Here is a 17,007-nt window from a genome sequence, read left to right on the forward strand (position 1 = left end):
CAGTTAATTTCTTCCCTGGCTTGCGGTTGTCATACGGGTTCAGGTCATGCTTGGCATTGTGATCATCTAACCTTTGCTGGCATCCTTTCAAAATTTCCTTGACGGTCGCTGGCTTGCTACCTGTAAGACTTTGTATAGCAGTTTGGTTTATGTGCCATTTCTGGCTTTTCTCAGTGCAGTTATTATTATGATTTTCTAGGGCATAGATAGCACGGCGTGTTAACTCTTCCGCACGGTTGGGGTGAGTCTTGTAAACCCTGTTGGTTAATAAATCTTGAGTTGAAACTGTGGTCAAGTCGTCATTAGACATTTTCGCCTTGCCTACGACAATAGCCGAGTAAGTCTGACAGGATTTTTTGACAAACTCAGCCAATGACATCCCAGAGTAAGCGATCGCATCCTCTACCATTTTTTGAGTATCAGCGTCTAACTCTAGTTGTGAGATATTCATTATTCCAGATAGGGTAAAGGTTTCTTTTTTTGGTGCGGGTTCAACTGTCTTAGCTTGCTGCTGTTCTTTCCACTGTTGCCGGGCATCGTCGCCAACTGCGTCATATTCATCAGTGGTTAAGGTGAAAAACTGAAAAAATAAATGCTCGTACCTGGGAACATTGCCTTTACCCGAATTGGTGAAATATTGCCCTTTATGCTCTTGTTTTTTAGTTGCTGGGAACACAGCCCTGAAAGCCTTACGAACATCAGCCATAGGCTTTTTACGGCTGTCTATGTTCGGATAAGCTTCTCTAATGCTTTGTACAGTGTTTTGGGCTAATTCCTTGATAGTCGCCTCATCTGTTACGCCTTGAAGTTTTGCGGCTAATTCTTCCCCTGCTAACTGCCATCTACTCATATAATTTACCTATCAAGTATGTTTTATTATCCCTATACTAAACACCTTGCAGATAGTTTGTCAAGATATCTAGTATAGGGATTTAATTATATCTGGGTAAGTGTTCCTTGTTTAATCTCATACCGCTTGTAACTATCAATTGTCTTCTCATCATTGTCAATCAGAACAGTCTTGGCATAGTCTAGAAAATCAAAACCATCCCTACGAGCATTCACCACACAAGCCCTAAAATATGCGGCTCTAAATTTGTGATAAGTGCGTTCATCTTCTGGGAAGATATCAAACTGTTTACAGTGTTGATTAAGTGTTTTAGAGAACCGTCTGTTTACCCGTTCCGGGTCTTCATTGCTATCAAAGCGTTTACCTTTGTCGCCCAACCACTGCAAGCCAAAAACCACTAAATCAGCATTAACCAAAGTGGGGATATCAAAAGCCACATCCCGAATAAACACAGCTTTATCAGCTATTTTCAGCTTTCTATCCTTACCTTTGAGATGACCTTTAAACCTAACAGTATAGTCATCAACACGCTCAAAGCTGGCTGATAGATGTACTTCTGCCATCCGTCGCCCCGTTGCCAGTGCAATAGAACATGATACATCCATCCAGTTTGCATCCTCACCATTTTTAATATCTGTAAGTATATTGTGAGCAAATTTAAGTGAGTTTGTTAAATCAATTTCTATCCGGTTTTCTGATTGCCGTCTAACATCGACTTGCTGACGATAATCTGTATTTTGTTTTTCCTTGTAACTGGCGAACTGGTAAGAAAGGGCATTACCAAAATGAGTAATGATTGTGCAAACAGGGTGATACAGTGCAGAGTCTTTGAGGTCAGTTTTAGCAGCAGTTTTTAAGCTTTTCTTGAGTGCGGTAATCTGCCTTAATGCTGTGTTGTAGGTTTTTTTCTCTTCTGGCTGATCGTCCGGGTAATTAATCTTTAAATTTTTGGCTTCTACTGCGGCCAGCTTTTCCCACCCTACCAAGTCACCTGTACCTTTCTTGCGTTGATTCAGTTTATAGGGTGCGAGTGATTCAAACTGTGGCAGTAAATGTTTTACCCGATTGTCAACATAAGTATTTTGTAATTCATCAGAGGCCTTAAGCTGTCTACTCATTAGCTGTATTCCTTGTTTTGTGTAACTTACTCAATATTAGAGTAAACAAGGACTATACACAATAGCTTATCTATAGATAAATTGGCAGGTAGACACAATTTATTATCAGATATCCCTATACAAAATACCTTTACATCTATAAATAAAACACCTAATATATAGATATAAACGAAAGGGGAGACGCGCCAACGACTCCCCAATCAATCAAAACAAATTTTTTACTCATGACTACTCTAACAGCTTCTACCCAAACCACAACCACCAATACAATCTGCAACGACTACGCCGATGGGAAATTTGATGCAGCTTTGGGCTTGGCTCCTAAAACTTTGGAGGGTGAATATTTTGCCGGATATCTCAACTACACCACAGAAACAGGCAAAGCTCCATTTTAGAATGGTCGGGTAAACTGCAATAATTTTTTGAGGTACAGGCTAGGCATAATCCCTAGCCTGTTTTTTATTCCCGATATTCCCATAGAGTTTTAGAAGATTCTCAGCAAGCAAATGTGTAAAAATACCCCAGCTATTTACTAGGATAAAAAAGTGATGTTTGTGAGTATTGAGGTGTAGTTTGTGATGATTAAAGTGTAGTTCGGGATAAGGAAATTTCTGTTTCAATCAAAAGCCAGTGAGTATTAAGGTGATGTTTGTGATGATTAAGGTGTAGTTCGGGACAAGCCATTTTGCTGGTTTTTATAGAACTGTACTCACTACAGGTCAATAATTTTATGGTTCAAAATGGTATCCCGTCATCATCTGGATCGTCTTCTTTGATTGGGCGATACCTAAACCAAATTTCTTGATCAAAGCTGGGATTATTCACAGCCCTGGCAAAACCTAATTTTATTAATTCTTCCTCAGCCAGATAACTAAGCTCGTGATGCCACCATTTAATCCTAAAATTTTCTGGGTTGTGGTAATAGTGCCGTAGGGCTTGGGGATGAGTAGTAGTAACAGTCAAACATTTAAACTCGTGGCTGTACTTGTAGGGAAGCATTAAGGTAGTGTTAGCGATCGCGTCACACTTATCAAAATTCTCGCACCCTCTGAGCCGTGGCTTTTTTACACAAGCATCGATTAACCCCATAGGGCAATTACCCATTATTCCCTCCTGTTTAAGCTAATTTTGGCGATTGCATCAACCGCCAAAAATACAAACCTAGTCGCTGTAAGGTTTTCAGGTATCCATCAAACCAGAAACCAACCAATCAACCCACCTATCAACCTTGATCAACCTGTTCATTCTGGCTGCGGTGTTTTATAGCTTCAGAACAAAGCTGAACAATCATTTGAGACACTGTGCGGTTATCTTCTTGAGACATTTTTTGTATGGTTTGGTACATATTCTCAGGAAAAGTTACAGTATGACGTTTACCTTTATACCTATCTAAGGTCATAGAATCTAATAGAATCACTTATGGTTGAGTAATTATACCATAAGCGATTCTAATCTATGTTTGTAGATTCTACTATATTCTATTGCATTCTACTATGCTATGTTGAAAGCAGTCAGGCTTCAGACAGTCTCAAGATAGTCAAAACAGAGACGCGATTCTAAGGGGACATCTACAGGACATCTACCAGAATCTATCCGGTTTGTCTCATGCCTATCCTGACTCTGACCTGTTATAGACCTGCCAACAATCAACACAATCAGTCAGCGATATGACAACAGAACTGTTAATCACAAATGACATGATCGCACTCTATGAAAAGGAGTACAGCCGAGAAGAGGTAGCCAGAGAGTTAAATATTTCTACTCGCACCTTAAGCCGTTACATGATTTTCGCGTCTGATTTCATCCCAGATTTAGGGGTTTATGTGGATGAATATGGAACACTCAACCGCAAAAAAATAGAATCCTCACACCTGGAATACTTGCGAGAAGTTACAGACCTGTTACGCCAATTCTCCAGAGAACGAGTTATCAAAATTCTCACCCGCAAATATTCACAAACTGAGAACTAAACAAATGACAACCGAACAAATCAAACAAATCCTAGTAGGTACATCGGTAACACTCAGAATGATTGCAGAAAATCCAGAGTACCAAAAAATTATTAAGTCTGACAGCTTTTCAACTTCCAACGACTTAACACTGAGTGATGCTATCCAAGCAATTAACGAAGTTTGGGACGGCATTGTGAACCATGAATATGAGCAAGCCCTAAACAAGGCTGAAGATTTGAGCGAACAGAACAACCCGTTTATCTAAGGACTAAAACACTATGCAATTACGCAATTACGCGAAAAAATACCAAGTAGAACTTACAGAAGTTACAGAAGCTTTACAGGATAGCTTCCCTAACACTCAATGGCTGAAAACTTCTAACCTCAATGACTCCCATATTCAATATCTAAACAGTGTTTTTGGCACTCCACAATTACCACCCGCAGAAGAACGTCCACAACTGCCAGAAGGTAAAAACGAACTAGCACAGCGCGATTCTAACGAGCTATCACAGCAAGATTCTAACGACTTAGCCGAACAGACAGAACAGCCAGAAATTAACCTAGATACCAACCGAGTAGAACAGCTTTTGAGCGCTGGCTTATCTGTTGAGAAAGTGCGAGTTAGTCAACTGCTAGATGACCATTACACAGACCTGAGTAACACTGTTGATAGTCACTACAACCGAGTAGAGCAAAAGCTTTTAACTCATCTCAAGACTAACTACGAGGTTGTCAAAAATCATCAACCTAAAGAACGTGTAACTCATGACAGTTCTGAGTTTGACGCTATGCTGCAAGACTTGGAAAAAATTGGGGTAACTCTAGACTCCAAAAGCAAATAAAACAGATGTACTAGGGGTGATATTCAAGCCCCTAGACATCCTGAACAATATACTTACTAAGATTCTAAACTAATGGCGAACCCAACGCGAGAAGAGGCAACAGAAAAGCGCAAAGTACAGCGTGATAGTAACGGACGTTTTACAGCTAAAAAGACTGTAGAGGCGATAAATGAGACAGTACAGAACGTTACAAACACAGTAGGACACGTTGTAAATTCTGCCCAATCAATTACCAGTAATGTAAGCAACATTCAGCAGACAATATCTTCAAGGTCAGCGTTAACTCAAACTGCATCAAGAGAGAGTTTTAATATTGCGGGAAATATTGCCAGTGAGTACGGTATTGCCGATATTAATCTGAAAGATTTACTTGGCAGTGAACCTTACAAAGCTGATGCCAATATACCGGAAATGACAGCAGCAGAAGCCAATGTAGAGAAGCTAAAAATACAGCGTCAAAATAATAGCTTATCTGTCAGAACTGCCAAGACTCAGCAGGGTAGACAAGTAGTAAAACTGGCAACAGAACAGCGTCACCTTATAGGCGATGTGGTTGACTTTGCAACTGCGGCTATAGAGGTAGGTTCTAAGGTTTTGACTAACCAGATATCTGAGACAAATTACAGTATCAGACAATCAAAATTAGAACAGACTGAGGAACAGTTATCACAGCAACAAATCGCCACCAATGGCACAGTTAACTTAACTGAAGGATTACGTGAAGAATGGAACTTAAAACTAGAACGTCAAGCCGCAAGGAATGACAGTTTAAGACTAGAAATTGAGGGACACATCAAGAATAACGAGATTAAACGTCAAGAGATAGAAGCCAGATTATTAGAAGCTTAATTACTACTTACACTCTGGCATCATGTAGCGTTACTTGATGCCTTTTTCTTATTAATGACGGACTAAAGGACAATGCCAAAAATCAACTTTAAGAACGGGTCAAAACTGGTAACTGTAGCATCTTCATTAATTGCTGTAGCTTCGTTGTGGTCAGTATTTAGGGCTGAGGAGAATGTTAAACCGTTGGCTGTAAATATTCTGATAGCTTCTATCTCTATTGCAGCTACAAATCAATTAACGGCTAAGACTTATGAAGACTCAGCTAACAGTCAACTTGATGAAATTCTGAAGTTTACCGAGGGTAGATTTAACCAACTTGAGACAGAATGCAAGGCTACAAACAAGACTCTAGAAGAGTTACAACGGCTTTATAATGTTAGGAAGTCAGAGATTACAGACTATCAGCAGCAAGTTGTTACTCTAGGAAATACCATCACATCCTACAAAACACAATGTGATTTGTTAACCGCACAGTTACAGCATAAAGCGGAAACATTAAAGAAAGTTTTGGAGGAAGATACAGACCAATACTTTGAAAAATGTTCTGACCTAAAGATAATTTTTCATGATGAAATTAACCAAAGAATAGCTGAGGTTTGTAACCGAGTAGACAACAGCATTAAACACAATCTTGCCAGTGATGACCATATCAGCATCCATCATCAGTTAAAACAGTTTGAGTCTAAATTAGTTGAGTGCTTTAACGATTGCCAAGACTTACTGCAAGACATCCAAGATTTAGCAGTAGATGATATTGAAAACACTCTGAAAATCTATTGTGATATCAATACTCAATTGACTTTAATTCAAGTGAAGTACAGGGGACTGCTGAATATTAACGAGCGGTTACTACTCCACAAGGCAAGTGAATTTATTAAAGATTGCAAATCTCAATCTGTCCCAATCACTAAAGCCCAATCCCTGATTAGAGAACAAAGCGACTACCAACGACAGCAGCTTGAAACTGTCTACAACCGAGCTAATGACAATGACGCTGGCTTGAACGAGCTACGCAAACAGATCCAAGACCTGTTAAACCAAGTAGAACAAAAAAACTTAGAACTGGCTAACGCACGTAAGCCGATTAAATGGGGCTTGGCGACACGGGACGATTTACGCTGTGGAAATATCATCATTAGCTATTTTGAGGCTATGGGGCTGATTCTAGATAGGGCAAAAGCTGATTATGAGACTTGGCAGGGTACTTTGAGTTTTCACTGCGATCGCAATAACAGAGTTATCATCCCCAGTGAGTTAAACAGTCACTCTGAAAAGTTACAACAGCTTACTCACACGTTGTCCCCAGTCACTTTTAAATGGAATGCTGAGGAAGGGCTAATGACAGCTTATCTACACTTGGCACGTAAGCCAGTAAAGCAGTCTACCAGCGAAAATGATGTAAACAAACTCTGGAAAACTGCTGATAAGTTCCCCAGCGTGGTAAAAAATTGGTCACGGGTGCGGATCACTGGAGGAAGTGAAAGCGGTAAATCTCCCACGGCTGAAAATTTGGCTGTGTGTATTCTGGCTAATCGGTCAGGTGTGTCCAGTGTATTTAATCCCCAGTTTGGCAGTCACAAGGATAGATGGACTATCCCCACAGTTGGTAAAACTCACGACGATTCAATTTTGGGAATTTACAAACTGGCTAACGATGTCAACAATAAAGTTACTCATGCTGAGTTTTCAATTTCGATTTTTGATGAAATAGACAGCAGCATGATTCAAGCCGATGAACCCAAAGCAGTAGGTCAGGCTATCAACACGATTATTAAACAAGCTTCTCACTCTGATTTTGGGGTGCTATTCCTGGGTCAGAATGCAAACGTCAAGAATTACCCAGGGATGGATCGGTCAGATTGGAATAGCGCTATTAATCTTCACCTGGGGGCGAACTGTTACGACGCGATCGCAAATTCAAATCAATTTACAACTGAGGAGCAAACTAAGCTCAAAGCGACGGCTGACAGATTAACCGAGTATTGCCACACCAAAAATGATGAACTTGGCTTAGACAAGACAAATCCCCAAGCTTACCGTTTTGGGCTTGTTTTGGGCGACGGTAGACCGTATTTTATTCAGTTGCCTGATTTTGGCTTGTATACCTACGAACAATTACAGCCAATTACTTGCCCTAAGTGCGGTTCAAGTGAGACTATCAAAAATGGCAATAGTAAAAGGAAGTGCAAAGACTGTAATCACGTTTTCAAGGTAACAGGCAATGATTAACCAAAACGTTACTTTGTCGCCTGCCTGCCAAAATCTTTCACCAAAACAACTCAAATCCAAAGTTAACACTATAGCCGCAACTCTTGAAAGAAGAGGTTTTAAATTTAGCCGCACAGTGATCACAGCCGAAGTAATGGAAATTTACCCGTTGGCGCGTGATTGGGAAGTTTGCCCCAAGGATTGCAAAGCTGATATTATCCGGGCTTTGTTGCGAAAACGGTCTTAGCCGTTGTAGTCGTTGGGGAAGTCAAAGGAGATTTAAAACTGTTTTTAACAAATAATTGAATTTTAAAAAACAGTTTTTTATTTTTAGTCACTGACTAAAAAGTAACTAAAAATAAAATATCCTCCGCTAATTGATAGCAGAGGATATTTAAATTCAAGGGCGAAATCAGAAACAAAAAAAATTTTAACGCGGGAACCCAGAGGGGCTGGGGAATTTTTAATTATAGGATTTCAACATATAAGAAAAACTGATCTTTTAAAAAAGACCTATGCTAAAATGTGAGTATCAAAAATCTCTTTTTAGTACCACTGGGTAAGTGAAGATAACTAATTGAGATTTATCTCAAGGGCGCAAAAAACAACTGTAAAAACAAAAAAAGTTGTCGAGAACCAACAAAAGACCCTTTAACAAGCCATTCGCCCCGGCAACCAAAATAAACACTATATTTCGATTCTAGGGTTTTTAAAGGTTCTTGGCAACGGTAAAAAGGAAGAAATACCGTGCATCAAGATTCAACCGTTAAACCAATTATAGTAGATATTACCAAAACTAGCAACACAGTAGAAAACATTTCTACACCTGCTAAATCCGACTTGCTGCAAACTAACACAGATGTAGCGCAAGTTTTACATACTTCTGATGCAGATAGCGATAATGAAGATTATGGTAAAAACTACCATAATTATTCTGCTTTAGAGGGCGAAAACAGTTTTAGTACGTCGCTAAAAACTTCTTTAGAAATAGATGACTTTGCTCAATTCTGCCGAGATTACCCAGAAGCATACGCCACAGAAGCGCACTGGCGAGAATTACATATAGGTTCTGGGATTGCTAATGATATCATCGCTTTAAATCTTAAGAGCGTAGGTGGTCATCTAGCATCAGAACTGATTCTAGGTAATATTGAAGTTACGCGAACAAACTCAGGTGTAGCTAATCAATCCACTCTCAGAAGCTACGGTCACATCCTAGAAGGCGGTTGGTGGTGTAATGGGGTTGATGTTTTAGGTCGCTCTGATCAATCAAACTGGGGACAGCTAAAACCAGATAAACCCGGATTTGATCCGGTGCGACAAAGAGAGATTAAATATCAATCTCCCACAGGCATCCCAAGCGGTATCTATGCCCTGCGACTACCCAGACGTATTAAAGAATTGCACTGCCAAGATGAGGCAATTTTAAACGGTGCTGACTGGGAATTTTGGCATTATGTACGGGAAATGGGATTGCCTTTGATTTTGTGTGAGGGAGCAAAAAAAACAGCCGCTTTACTCAGTCAAGGTTATTTGGCTATAGGGTTAGCAGGTGTTTGGAATTGGGGTAAAAAGGGTGAGGATTTAGACGCTAGAGGTAAAAAGATATTAGAGTTTATCCCAGAGGTAAAATTCTTTGCCGAAGTACCCAGAGACTTTACTATCTGTTTTGATCAAGATACCAAACATCAAGCAAAAGTAGGGGTTAATCAAGCTATAACCAAACTGTCTTGGAAACTGAAAGAACTAGACAACGAAATTAAAATACTTTCGTGGCTTCCCAAGTTGGGTAAAGGTATTGATGATGTAATCGCTAGGGCTGACGGTAAGGAAAGATTAGATTTAATAATTGAAAATGCTTTGCCCTTCATTGAATGGTCAGCACTACAACTAAATCAGTTAAATACGTCTGCTGATTTAGTTCTGAATCAGCCTAGATTGGGTGATATTAAAATCCCTGTTGATGCTAACGACATTAAAATCCGGTCGCCTAAGAAAACAGGGAAAACGCATACTATAGCTAGTATCTTGAATGCTTTACCAGAAGGGACTCTAAAGCTCGTAATCTCGCACAGAATACAATTAGGCAAAGCCTTATGTACTAGGTTTAATTTACCTTATGTGGATGAATCAGGAGAAGCCGCACAAGCTCAAAAGTATCTGGATGGGTACGCGCTTTGTATTCACTCTTTGCACGAATACAGTAAAGCTAATTTTCATTACGAGCAATGGAAAGGCGCTGTTATCGTTTTAGATGAAGTCGTTCAAATGGTTTGGTCTTTGCTCACTGATCCAAACATGAAAAATAATAGGGTTCGGATCATTAACAACCTCAAAAAACTAATTAATTTCGCCTTATCAACTGGAGGTAAATTAATATATGCCGATGCGGATCTAAATGACCCTACTGTGCAATTTATCAGGGGATTGATTGAAGTACCAACAAAATCATTTACCGTAGTAAACGATTATGTTTTTTCCGATGACGCTTGGCGTGTTTGCAACTTCACACAAAGCACTCCTAACGCTTTAATCAAAACAGCTTTCGATAAGCTGAAAGAGGGTAAAAAAATCTTTTTCTGCTTATCCTCTCAAAAGGTCAAGGGTAAATATTCCACTCAATATCTAGGAATTGCAATTAAGAAAAGATTTCCTGATCTAAAAGTTTTAATAGTTGACTCGCAATCCGTCAACGACCCGCAACACGAGGCTTTTGGATGCACACAAAGCTCAAAAGTTGACGGCAAAGATGTAATGATTTTGGATCAAATCTGCGTAAATTATGACGTAGTATTAACATCACCTGTGATAGAAACTGGTGTAAGTGTCGAAAATCCACATTTTGATTTTGTTTTTGGCGTGTTCGGTGGCGTGCAGCCCGAAGCAAACGCAAGACAACACTTAAGCCGATATCGTCCGGCTGTTCCTAGATTTGTTTGGTTTAGGGCTACTAGCTCAAATCAAATAGGCAATGGTGCTATATATCCCGGTGGCATCTTAAAAGATGAACGCCAAAGGCAATCAAGAATTGTAAAAGATTTAAAGGAAGCTGGCTTGAGTTTTGATATTGAATCAGGTCAAGTTAACACGCCTTGTATGAATCTGTATGTAAGATTGGGTGCATACATCAATTACACAGCTAAAAACTATCGACAATCTGCGATCAACAATCTAGAGCTTGAGGGTCATATTATTGGGCATGATTTCCTACCGGGTGATGACAACTTAGTGATGCCATCAGAAGGCGAACAAAGCCAAATCAAAACCGAATTAAAAGAAGGTTGTGATATTGCCTACGACGATGATTGTACGGCAACGTCTAACGCGGTAGAAATTGACCCCGTGCAGTTAGAGACGCTATCAAAAAAAGCTGAGAAGACTAAAGCCGAGATACGGTCACTCAGGAAAGCGTATCTAAAAAAATCCTACGGTGCAGAGGAAGTTACACCCGAATTAATTAAAGCTGATGATAAAAAGCTGTATGGTAAACTCAATCTGCTGTTTTACTGGTCATCGCAAGGTAGGGATTTATTAAGCAAGATTGACATCTTGAAAGCTGAGAAAGCGCACAAATACAGCGATGGCGAGATATTTATGCTTGATTTTAAATCAGTTTCTCGAAAGGTAGCCTTCCTTGATCTAATAGGCTTAAATGATTTGATGAAATTAGATGATTACAATCCCAAGGATTGTCGAGAGGTGCAGAAGGCTTGTGATGTTATTTTGGAAAACTTTTACAGATTTAAAACAGAATTTTTCCCACAAACATCGCTGTCAGTTCTCAGAAAAGATATAGAAGCCACGCCCATTAAAGTAGTGCAAAAAATCCTGGGTTGGGTTGGGTTAAAAGCGGTCAGGGGAATTAAAAAAGGTGTAGATGGTCACAGGGAACAGTTCTGGCGGTTGGCGGTTCCTGCGTTCGACAACGTACCCGAATATAAAACCATTTTCGATTACTGGCGTACTAGGGATTTAGAACGGCTTGAGAAGCACGAAGCCAGCAAGCAAGCGGAATTGGAGCAATTAGCTAGTGATGAGGAATGCAGAAAAGCGTTTGAAGCGGCTGCGATCGCTGCACCCGCACCTATGCCGGAAATGACAGAAGAGGAGAGTATTCCACCGTGCTTTAGTCCCCTTGATGTGACGTTGGGACACGTCGCCGCACTGGGTAAAATGCTCACAAATAAAGCACACGAGCTAAAAGGCGAGATAGTAGCAGAAGCCAGAGAATTACTAGCGCATTTAGTATCTGAATTTGCCCCCGGTGGTTGGTGGCGAGAAGAGATTAAATCTCGCTTTGGTGAATCCTGCAAATGGCTGAATAATTGGATCGATGCCATTGGCGATATAGAAGCCGAGAAACTGGCTTTAAGTGGTCTTTGATTGTTAATTAAATTTGTCCCCAAGTTTAACAGCTTGGGGATGGTTTAAAAACGTTACTTGGTGCGATGCCATTCGGCTATCCCGGTTTTAGCTACAGGCTAAAAATATTTTGTCCACTAGATAACTTGACAAACTAACTTTGTCCAGTTTCACACTTGACATTTTATGATTGTCAAGTAAGCCACTGGACAAGCCAAGATGGACAACCAAGACACTGAATTGATTAAAATCGCTAGTCTACAAGCCAGATACGGGTTAGAGTCCAGACAAGCGATATACGACCGAATCAACGGACTGGACATAAAACCAGTGGCACGGGGTAAAATCACCCCACAGCAGTTAGAGTTACTGGACAAACTTGACAAGCATATTAGGGGTGGTGGTGCGATCGCTGATTTCCCCATTCAGCCTGAGTTTGAAATACCCGCACTGGAAAAACTTGACAATCGACTAGACAAACTTGACAACGAACTAGACAACAGCGAAAACCTAACCGCTATCAGTCTTATGGCTGGTTTGGTTGAGAAAATGATGGGGTACATGGGGAACAGGCGATCGCCTTTGTCTGAGTATGAGGAATTAGAAAAAGCTGTAACTCATAAGTGGATACTGAGTACAGGTAAGGTAAAAGAATTGATTGGTGTTACTCCCAGGGTGGGTAAAGATGAAGTGGCTTTTGTGTGGGGTAGCTTTACTTTCACCAAAGCAGGGAAGCTAGGTAATCAGATGGGGTGGTTGGTTAGTAAGACTGATTTTCAGGGTCAGGGATTGTGTTGATTTTTTCTTCTAATGTCTTAATATCTGTTACAAGAGTATCAAAATCTGGCGCTTCACCTAGCATCATCATTTGCATATCTTGGTAATCTTCCTTGAATTTATTTAACAACAATTCATCTCTTGGTACTATAAGAAATCCTCCTGGAATAGCCTCTTCTAATTTCATCCATGCTCTTTTAAAAAATTTTTCTGTATGTTGTTTAACGTCAGTCTGTAATTTGATGTTATTAATTGCCTTATTACCTATTTCAGTTCTTGAAATCATTGCTATATCGTAGTAGTGCCGAGAAAGACGATTTCTATCTATTGGTAATTTCTTTTCATCTCTATAACGACAACATTGACCATGTAAAATCAATATCTTCTCCCAAAATGTTCTTTCAGGTCTAAGTGTAGTTATTCCACCAACTGAAAAATCTTTTTCAACGAAAAGATCATCTATAAAAGGAGTTATAGTACATTCTTCATAAGGAATATATCCTGAACGTCCTCCAAACTCTAATTTTATTCGAGATTGAACGTAAGCAATATTTTCTGATTCAAACAAACTGGGATACTGAAGTAATAACGTAGGATTTTTTTCATCATCAGTTAAATCATCTAATACTAGACTACATTCAGATGAAAACGTATTTATAATATTTTCTAAATCGTCTTTTAATTTTCCTTGAACAAACTCATTTGTTTTTTCTATTACTTCTTGTATTAATACTCTCCTCTGCTTACCACTAATTTCATTTGTGGATGGGTCTTTATCCCCTGTAAAACCAAAATATTCTCGGAAGATTGTTATATCTATATCTTCCGAGAATCTTTCAATAAGGTTATAAACTTTAGAAAGTGATGTACCACCTTTAAATAAAAAGCATGGATGTTCTTTTTTAGATAATCCATTGTATAGAATATCAAGAGCTACACAAACCCAAAAATCTTTCTCCACATAAATTGGTAAGATGTTTAGTTGTTCAGATTTAAGGTTAAAAATATCTGAACGTTCATCTGTAGAGAGACTAATAAAATCTAAAAAATTCGGATTCACGCAACAGCACTCTCATTATTTAAAAATGCTTGTTCGATAATTGAGCTTATCCAATTGGGTAGAAGGTTCTTACCATTTATTAGGTCTTGCTTTGTATGATCATTTAAGCGCACTCGTAAAATATCAATTACCCTTGGATCACAAGCAGCACATTCTCCCAGCCAGTAAAGTGCCTGAATAACAAAGCCACTAGGACGATTTACCCATTTTTTTAGCCATCCATCAGCTTGTTGAAAACAAATCGTTCGATTTCCAATTTTAAAATTTTTGCTGATCCGATCAGTAATATACACAGTTTTTGCGGGAACAGCATTTGTAAGACCAAGTTTATTTGCTGCAACAATGCCGTCAGGTAGTATGTGAATAATTTTATATTTTATTTTTAATGCAGCAATTACAGCATCAATATTTGGAGGGGCTTGACACTTTAGAGTAGGGATTACTCGTGGAAAATCGTACAAACCACGACTAATACGACGTAAAAAACCAGTTTTTACTAGCCGTGACAAAGCTTGGTGTACGGATGTTCGACTCCCTAATTTTGAAAAATCTTTTGGAGTATAAACCCTTTGACCGCGACCGTCTGCGTCTACACGCTTTACAATCTTGTCAGATACGCTACTAAACATTGTCTACGTTGGTTTGAGTGTGTTTGAGTGTGTTTGAGTGTGTTTGAGTGTGTTTTGAGTGTGTTTTGAGTGTGTTTGAGTGTGTTTTGAGTGTGTTTTGAGTGTTTTTTGAGTGGGTTTGAATGAGTTTGAGGGTCATACCACTCAACACCACAAATTAAATTACATATAATTCAACTTTAGGTGAAAAACTGCATTTTCGCAAATTTTTAGCTAGTAGCTAAAAATGTTTGCTTAAAAACACGGTTTAAACCCGTCTAATCGTGTTTCAAATCCTGGGGTATAGCCCCATCCTGTGTAATGTCGGGATAGCGGTATTTAACGACTTCAACAGCAGGTGACAGCATCGACAAGGCAGAAGCCGCCCCCAACACCTGATCATCACTCACCTCTAAATATCTCTGTAACTGTTCTAAATTCCTATGCCCTGACAATTCCTGAATTACCCTCAGTGGTATGCCAGCGTTGCTCATCTGGGTTAAGGCAGTACGCCGGAAGCTGTGCGTACTCACTCCGATAATTCCTACTTGTTCGCAAGCTTTCCTTAAAATACGCGCTGCTGAGTCATGGCTGATATGTCCGTTGCTACGACCGGGAAACAGGTAAACATTCCCAGCTAGGCGGGAATAATCAGCCAATAGCCGCCGCAAGTCTTCAATTACTGGGATAGACCTTGTGGCCAGTTTGCCTTTAGTGTTTGACTTCCTAATCACGAATTGCGATCTAACTTCACCCTTGGGTGTGTAGATGTCTTGAGTTTGCAGCGTTACACATTCCCGGATTCTACAGGCACTAAACAGGCATACACCAAACAGCATTCTATCCCGGTCATTGTTCAAGCCGTGGGTAAAAATTAACTGTATCTCTTGCTGTGTAATGACTTTGGCGCGTCCGTGCCTGTTGATTTTCATGGCTTGACTGTAAACCCTGTGATCTACAGCCTACAACGGTTTAACCATTAAAATTTAGATAATTATATACAACTAATGGCTTGGTGTAGTAATAAAAACTATTGGTCTAGTAATATATGCAAAATTAAAGCTATTAAGGTCAAAATATGGCAAATTCACATGATAAAGCAGAAAAAGATAATGTATCAGTCTTTGTAGACAAAGGTTTTCTTGATACCAATGTATTTTCGCGTGCGAGTAGCAATGGAACCAAAATGTACGCTAACAACTAATTCCTGTGATAACGATAAAAGTTTTATCTTCTTCAAAGCCTCATTTTCACCGATAATTAAGGCTTTGAGCGTATTTTTCCTGTGATAAAGATTTTTATCTCAGGAATAGACAGATTTTAGAGCAAAGACTAAAACTCAGTGACAGCAGGTATCTTGGGATTAACGTACATTCCTGTTCCAATGCTACTCACGAGCGTATACTACCTAAAACAATAAATTTTGAGGAATGATTATGTATGTTTATTTAATTAGAGATGGAGTAACTTCTTTATATAAAATTGGTGTAACTCAAAATCTTGAGAAGCGGCTAAAACAATTAAATGGAAACCAATCACCCAATGAAAAACATATAGTTTTTTATATAGAAGTAATTAACGCTGAACCTACAGAAAGGATTTTACATAATAAATATAAAAAATATAACCACAGAAATGAATGGTTTTATCTGAACGATAAGCAAGTAGAAAATGTTATACAAGATATGAATTTCATGAAAAATAATGAGCAAATTCTCTACAGTGGTGATCATGAAGAAAACGACGAAGATCCAAAGAGAAGCGATATCTTCAAGCAAGTCCTACTCCACGCGGGGAACCTAGAATTACATGACATACCCGATTTGATTATAAAAATAATAGAAATAGCGAAGACAAAATTAAGAGATGAGGAGGAGGAAGAATACGACGATAAAGCATTGCGTTTTGCAAAACTACTCCACATTTTAGATTGTGTAAACAAAGGTGAGGAATTAGGGCAAATAGACAGCACAACAATCACAAAAGCTATTGGATTGACTCATTACTATTCTAATCAATTTGTACGTCTTTACGCTCAACACGGTCAAGGATCAGAAAATTCACCAGACATTACTAAAGTGCTGTATTACGTTAACGACCAACCAGAACGGAAAGCGAGGCTTGCTGATATCAGAAGGCATTGTTTCCAAAAAAAACCATCTGAGTATACTAGAAAAATTTGTGATCAGATTGTTGCACTTAAGAAAGGGAAAATTTCCAAGAAAGGTAAGTCTTGGATCTTAGATTTGAACGTGCCGGAAGCAAGCCAGCCACAGTTAAAGAAATTCTGAAGGGATGCCAGCAAAGGTTAGATGATCACAACGCCAAGCATGACCTGAACCCGTATGACAACCGCAAGCCAGGGAAGAAATTAACTG

At 39.2% G+C, this 17,007-nt stretch carries 17 protein-coding genes; 10 read left to right on the forward strand and 7 right to left on the reverse strand.

Annotated features, from left to right (window positions below; genetic code table 11):
* The coding region (locus tag ACM0OP_RS20980; RefSeq protein WP_414530350.1) for a hypothetical protein at positions 1-850 on the reverse strand (850 nt) is incomplete at its 3' end.
* An 86-nt stretch (positions 851-936) separates the two neighbouring features.
* Positions 937-1,968, reverse strand: a complete 1,032-nt coding sequence (locus tag ACM0OP_RS20985) for a protelomerase family protein (protein WP_414530351.1) — start codon at positions 1,966-1,968, stop codon at positions 937-939.
* A gap of 224 nt (positions 1,969-2,192) precedes the next feature.
* Between ACM0OP_RS20985 and ACM0OP_RS20990 the strand changes: the two genes are divergently transcribed.
* Positions 2,193-2,363: a hypothetical protein gene (locus ACM0OP_RS20990; RefSeq protein WP_414530352.1), complete on the forward strand. Its 171-nt coding sequence runs from the start codon at positions 2,193-2,195 to the stop codon at positions 2,361-2,363.
* A gap of 340 nt (positions 2,364-2,703) precedes the next feature.
* Here the strand turns inward: ACM0OP_RS20990 and ACM0OP_RS20995 are convergent, their stop codons facing one another.
* Positions 2,704-3,072 (reverse strand): hypothetical protein, encoded by a 369-nt coding sequence (locus tag ACM0OP_RS20995; RefSeq protein ID WP_414530353.1) that lies wholly within the window; start codon positions 3,070-3,072, stop codon positions 2,704-2,706.
* A gap of 118 nt (positions 3,073-3,190) precedes the next feature.
* Positions 3,191-3,367 carry a ribbon-helix-helix domain-containing protein gene (locus tag ACM0OP_RS21000; protein WP_414530354.1) on the reverse strand — a complete coding sequence of 59 codons (177 nt, stop codon included), beginning with the start codon at positions 3,365-3,367 and terminating at the stop codon, positions 3,191-3,193.
* A gap of 268 nt (positions 3,368-3,635) precedes the next feature.
* Here ACM0OP_RS21000 and ACM0OP_RS21005 point away from each other — a divergent pair, with 268 nt between their 5' ends.
* The 8 genes from ACM0OP_RS21005 to ACM0OP_RS21040 all read left to right on the forward strand — a co-directional run bounded on the left by ACM0OP_RS21005 (position 3,636) and on the right by ACM0OP_RS21040 (position 12,982).
* Entirely contained in the window at positions 3,636-3,938 is a 303-nt protein-coding gene (locus tag ACM0OP_RS21005) for a hypothetical protein (protein ID WP_414530355.1), read from the forward strand.
* A gap of 4 nt (positions 3,939-3,942) precedes the next feature.
* Positions 3,943-4,185 (forward strand): hypothetical protein, encoded by a 243-nt coding sequence (locus tag ACM0OP_RS21010; RefSeq protein ID WP_414530356.1) that lies wholly within the window; start codon positions 3,943-3,945, stop codon positions 4,183-4,185.
* Between the two features lie 13 nt (positions 4,186-4,198).
* A complete protein-coding gene (locus tag ACM0OP_RS21015) occupies positions 4,199-4,765 on the forward strand; it encodes a hypothetical protein (RefSeq protein WP_414530357.1) in 567 nt (188 codons plus the stop codon).
* A gap of 72 nt (positions 4,766-4,837) precedes the next feature.
* Entirely contained in the window at positions 4,838-5,614 is a 777-nt protein-coding gene (locus tag ACM0OP_RS21020) for a hypothetical protein (protein WP_414530358.1), read from the forward strand.
* 72 nt (positions 5,615-5,686) lie between these two features.
* Positions 5,687-7,843: a hypothetical protein gene (locus ACM0OP_RS21025; RefSeq protein WP_414530359.1), complete on the forward strand. Its 2,157-nt coding sequence runs from the start codon at positions 5,687-5,689 to the stop codon at positions 7,841-7,843.
* On the forward strand, positions 7,836-8,069 hold the full coding sequence (locus ACM0OP_RS21030) for a hypothetical protein (RefSeq protein ID WP_414530360.1): 234 nt from the start codon (positions 7,836-7,838) through the stop codon (positions 8,067-8,069). The genes ACM0OP_RS21025 and ACM0OP_RS21030 overlap by 8 nt, the downstream gene beginning before the upstream one ends.
* A 500-nt stretch (positions 8,070-8,569) precedes the next feature.
* The gene (locus tag ACM0OP_RS21035) at positions 8,570-12,205 is read left to right on the forward strand and encodes a plasmid replication protein, CyRepA1 family (RefSeq protein ID WP_414530361.1); all 3,636 of its coding nucleotides are present in this window, start codon (positions 8,570-8,572) and stop codon (positions 12,203-12,205) included.
* Positions 12,206-12,403: 198 nt separating this feature from the next.
* The gene (locus tag ACM0OP_RS21040) at positions 12,404-12,982 is read left to right on the forward strand and encodes a hypothetical protein (protein WP_414530362.1); all 579 of its coding nucleotides are present in this window, start codon (positions 12,404-12,406) and stop codon (positions 12,980-12,982) included.
* Here the strand turns inward: ACM0OP_RS21040 and ACM0OP_RS21045 are convergent.
* From ACM0OP_RS21045 to ACM0OP_RS21055, 3 genes are all read right to left on the reverse strand, one after another.
* Positions 12,945-14,021, reverse strand: coding sequence for a nucleotidyl transferase AbiEii/AbiGii toxin family protein (locus ACM0OP_RS21045; RefSeq protein WP_414530363.1), 1,077 nt, complete (start codon positions 14,019-14,021; stop codon positions 12,945-12,947). The genes ACM0OP_RS21040 and ACM0OP_RS21045 overlap by 38 nt on opposite strands.
* Positions 14,018-14,650, reverse strand: coding sequence for a DUF6088 family protein (locus tag ACM0OP_RS21050; RefSeq protein WP_414530364.1), 633 nt, complete (start codon positions 14,648-14,650; stop codon positions 14,018-14,020). Before ACM0OP_RS21050 ends, ACM0OP_RS21045 begins: the two co-directional genes overlap by 4 nt.
* A 257-nt stretch (positions 14,651-14,907) precedes the next feature.
* A complete protein-coding gene (locus ACM0OP_RS21055) occupies positions 14,908-15,561 on the reverse strand; it encodes a tyrosine-type recombinase/integrase (protein WP_414530365.1) in 654 nt (217 codons plus the stop codon).
* A gap of 504 nt (positions 15,562-16,065) precedes the next feature.
* On the opposite strand from ACM0OP_RS21055, the gene ACM0OP_RS21060 reads away from it, so the two are divergent.
* A complete protein-coding gene (locus tag ACM0OP_RS21060) occupies positions 16,066-16,920 on the forward strand; it encodes a GIY-YIG nuclease family protein (RefSeq protein ID WP_414530366.1) in 855 nt (284 codons plus the stop codon).
* Positions 16,921-17,007 lie beyond the last annotated feature (87 nt).

Origin of the sequence: Nodularia chucula CCY0103 (assembly GCF_963923915.1) — a bacterium.
Lineage (GTDB): Bacteria > Cyanobacteriota > Cyanobacteriia > Cyanobacteriales > Nostocaceae > Nodularia > Nodularia chucula.